General features: G+C 30.8%; 5 protein-coding genes. 2 read left to right on the top strand and 3 right to left on the bottom strand.

Translation table 11 applies throughout. The features are described 5' to 3' along the window. Positions 1 to 92 precede the first annotated feature (92 nt). Complete coding sequence (locus EAI80_RS12225) at positions 93 to 1037, bottom strand: hypothetical protein (protein ID WP_129982259.1); 945 nt, start codon at positions 1035 to 1037, stop codon at positions 93 to 95. 182 nt (positions 1038 to 1219) lie between these two features. Between EAI80_RS12225 and EAI80_RS12220 the strand changes: the two genes are divergently transcribed. Further along, on the top strand, positions 1220 to 1576 hold the full coding sequence (locus EAI80_RS12220; protein ID WP_129982258.1) for an IS1595 family transposase: 357 nt from the start codon (positions 1220 to 1222) through the stop codon (positions 1574 to 1576). A 39-nt stretch (positions 1577 to 1615) separates the two neighbouring features. Continuing rightward, on the top strand, positions 1616 to 2023 hold the full coding sequence (locus EAI80_RS12215) for a hypothetical protein (protein ID WP_129982257.1): 408 nt from the start codon (positions 1616 to 1618) through the stop codon (positions 2021 to 2023). A 267-nt stretch (positions 2024 to 2290) separates the two neighbouring features. Here EAI80_RS12215 and EAI80_RS12210 read toward each other — a convergent pair whose 3' ends face one another. Then, a complete protein-coding gene (locus tag EAI80_RS12210) occupies positions 2291 to 3337 on the bottom strand; it encodes a hypothetical protein (RefSeq protein ID WP_129982256.1) in 1047 nt (348 codons plus the stop codon). 5 nt (positions 3338 to 3342) lie between these two features. Then, a partial coding sequence (locus EAI80_RS12205; RefSeq protein WP_238634613.1) for a YiiX/YebB-like N1pC/P60 family cysteine hydrolase occupies positions 3343 to 3940 on the bottom strand: 598 nt, incomplete at its 5' end.

Genomic DNA, 3940 nt, shown 5'->3' with positions numbered 1-3940 from the left:
GACAAATAGTCTATATCCTGAATATTTCTGCTCCACACTTCTCTTAAATCGTTACCTGTAGATTATGGGTATTCAAAATAATTGTCCTTTTTTTAATAATTCATACATGCTGGATTACCTGTGTAATCTGGACGTTGACTGTGAAAATAACTATAAGTTACCTTTGCGGCGCCACTTTTTGTTTTTATCTGTTCATACCACTTTTTTGAAATCTCACTATATGCTCCGAAATAATATTTTTGTTCTCTAATATAAGATAAACAATCTGATGCTCCGTATTGATAAAACTTAATATGAATAGTAGGTTTAACGCTTGAACCAACTGATACAGCAACAGAATAAAGAAATACCACTTTTCCCAAAGGACCTGAAACGAACAAAGAAACGGCACTTCCAACCATACCTATTATTTCAAGAACTTTAAAAGTCATTTTTGACGTTTTATGAAATGGACCTCCTAATTTTTTCCAAGTTGTATATGTGGTTGGGGTTTCCCCATCTACATTTAACACTTCTTCACCCTCAGCAGGCATTAAAGGATCAGGATAATCTTCATCAAGAATTTCTTCATAAAACATTAATTCAGATCCATTTTCAGTGACTAATGATAAATTAGAATTGTTTTCATTTATTAAATATGTTTCTTCGTCAATAGTCATTGTTGATGTATTATTTACTAAATCTTCTTCCAATAAGATATATGTGGAATCAGTTTTATCGTATGCTATTACATCACTTACATTTTCGTCTTTATAGGTATATAAATATTCAAAGTCATAATTTCCATCAGCAATTTGAGTAAGTTTAGAAAAATCGGAAGTGTCTGATGCGTATAATTCTGAATTTTTTAATTCCATATTATCAAATATAGCTTTCCCTCTTTGATTTTTCTTCTTTAAATATGTATTTAACTTTTTTCTTGCATTAATGTTTTTGATTTCAAATGGATTATCACTGTAAGTATAGTTATTATCTTTAGCATAAACAGGAATTAAAACAGATGATAAAACTAAAGCAAAAGCACATAAATTAATCATTATTTTTTTTCATTTATTTTTATTCTCCTTTCTATTTGATTTTTGAATACCTACAAACCACAGGTTAGTGAAAAATAAATATCATAAGAAGCATTTAAACGGCGTTCATGAAGCTGAACCAGACACATAGATTTTCCATCTGTTCTATAATTAGTTTAGAAATCAGATAGAAGTATAATCACATGTCAAACAAAGTATTAAAGCCAAAGAAAGCTTCTCTATATGAGTTCACTCAGAACTATTCTAATAACATCAATAACTGTATTGAATTTTTCAAATCCATGAAATGGCCTGTTGGCTTCTCATGTGATTGCTGCGGATGCCATAAGTATTACTTAGTCAAGCGTGTAAGAAAGACCAAGACTTCATATGTTCTTGAAAACAAATCATGCCATAAGCAGCATTCACTGCTTTCAGGCACTATTTTTCAGAGCTGCAAGCTTGATCTATACAAGCTCCTTTTAAGTATTTTCCTTTTCTTTAATGAAAATAAAGGAATCAGTGCAATAGATTTATGTTCAATACTAGACGTTAACTAGAAGACTGCACTTCTTCTAGAAAGCAAGTGTAGAATTCTTATGTCAATAAGCAATTCAGGCAAGCTGCCCAACGTCCTTTTCTATGAGGCAGATGTCTTCAATATTGGTGTAACCTCCAAGAATAATGCGAGTCGTTCAAGTGAGCAACAGTCTATTCTTGGTATTCTATCTACAGATAAAGAGAAAAACTATCCCCCGGTACCTCAAGTTAAGATCATTAATGATTATACAGTTTTGTCACTTAAGAAAAACATAGAACAGTGCTGTGTATTATCATATGATGCATTACTCAATACTGATGCTGAGAAATGCTTTAATACACTAAATGAAGAAATACAAGTAAACAACAAGAAAATCGACCATGAAGAAAATAATCATAGACTACTATGGTTAAACATAATAATCGGGAATATTAAGAATAATATTACTGGGATTATCATGGAATAACCAAAAGAGAGATGCCTTTATTCCTGAATGAACAGGAGTATAGATTTACCCATAGAAGTATGGGAAAGACTGTGATGGATAAGGTAAAGAAATATCTGCAAAGATCATTTCCTATCAGTCATAGACAGATAGTCTGTATTCTGAATATTTCTGTTCTACACTTCTCTTAAATCGTTGCCTTGCAGATTATGGGTATTCAAAATGAATATTCATTTCTAGCAATATGTTTTTATCATTCGTCAACAGTCTGAAACCACAAAATCTGGCCTATTTGAGGCTAGGATTAATAAAAAGGTTTGAATAATAAATAAGATAATTATAAGTTTTTTTCTTTGGCAGACTTATTCTTTTTACTTGTTTAAAGTCACTCTTATAATCGTAGATATTAACACTGTATTTATCATGCTCATTACGATATAGAATATAAGCATGAGAACCATTAAAATCAATCATATCAAGATGATGCTTCAAGGTATATGTTTTTTCTAATTGATGCGTATCTTGATCAAAAACACAAATCTTATTGCCTTCATTTGAAACAAGATTATAGAAAGAAACATAGATTTTTCCATCATTTACATAAATATTATCAGCATAGCTATAAGGCATATCAATGATTTTTAATTCGTCTGTATTCATGTTTAATTGACCAATATATTTATTTTGGTTATTAAATGAAAAATATAATGTATCTTTATCTGTATAGTACTTACAAATATTATCTCCATATTGGGTAAGACTAATACTTTTAAGTCGTTTTAAATTTTGATCATAAATATCACATGCAATATCATTTTCAATATCTACAAAATTATATACTTTAGAATGACTTGGAACAACCATATAAGAGAAACGAGATTTTTCTTTTATTTCATTTACTTTTTTCTCTTTAAAATTCATCTGAGTTAGATAACCATAATCATTAAGATTAGATACACCATAATAATAGTGATCATCTGCACTGACTGCATCAATGCCTGTTCCAGGTAAATGAAGCTTATTCACTTCAGTAGAATTTCCTTTTATCTGAATAATATTTTGAGGATTCTTATGTCCTTGAAGACCGATATTATTAATATAAGCATAACCATCATGATAGCTTGTGGTATTGAATGATGTGCCTACTTGAGCCTCATCCAATTTTGTAGAAGCAACTTTTTTACCATCATCATTATAATATTTAATAACAGTATATTTTCTTGCAGAAGAAGTTTCAATCACACCAAATGTATAATGGATATTGCTTTGTGATTGTGAGAATGAGCATCCTGTGAATAGTAAGACTGTGGTAATTATTAGAATTGTTTTTTTCATTGTAATCACCTCTTATAAAGAATCATTGTCTTATCACTTGAGACCAATTCAAGAGGATGCACTGCTGCGCCATATTGACTAGTGTTTAAATCTACATTGTATTTATCTTTAAATCCAGCCCATACGAGTTGAGAACAGTAAAATTTTGATCTTGTATTTACATCATAATACTTAATGTTATATGGTTTGCCTCTTTGTGAATAACACCAATCTGCGACTTTTTTTGCTTGATTTTCTGTTACGTCTGTCACATAAAGTCCCCAGCATGTATTTTTGCTTTTATTCCAATCATTTTTACCAGTTACAACTCCATTGGATAAAGCTTCAACAACTCTATTTTGTGAATAGACTATAGCTGCATGACCAGTTGGAATCAGATTTTTATAAGCGTCTCCTGTGACTAGTATTCTGCCTTTTGTAGTAGGGTATCCCCATGTATAAACAGCTTGGCCATCAAGAGAACATGCATTAATTGATTTTTCTTTCTTCGCTATCTGATTGTAGATAATTTTTAATTCATCAGTGTTTTGATGCGCCCCTGTCAAGTAGACAGGTGAAATAATTAAAAACATGTACCCATGCCAGCCACGTAGTGGCTGGCAT

Origin of the sequence: Catenibacterium sp. co_0103, assembly GCF_004168205.1 — a bacterium.
GTDB classification, from domain to species: Bacteria; Bacillota_I; Bacilli_A; order Erysipelotrichales; family Coprobacillaceae; genus Catenibacterium; species Catenibacterium mitsuoka_A.
Note: the sequence above shows the minus strand (reverse complement) of the source record. Positions and strands in the feature narration are given on the sequence as shown.

Excerpts from the sequence above, each read along its gene's own strand:
- EAI80_RS12225 (WP_129982259.1), bottom strand. The coding sequence starts at position 1,037 with ATGATTAATTTATGTGCTTTTGCTTTAGTTTTATCATCTGTTTTAATT.
- EAI80_RS12220 (WP_129982258.1), top strand. The coding sequence starts at position 1,220 with ATGTCAAACAAAGTATTAAAGCCAAAGAAAGCTTCTCTATATGAGTTC.
- EAI80_RS12215 (WP_129982257.1), top strand. The coding sequence starts at position 1,616 with ATGTCAATAAGCAATTCAGGCAAGCTGCCCAACGTCCTTTTCTATGAG.
- EAI80_RS12210 (WP_129982256.1), bottom strand. The coding sequence starts at position 3,337 with ATGAAAAAAACAATTCTAATAATTACCACAGTCTTACTATTCACAGGA.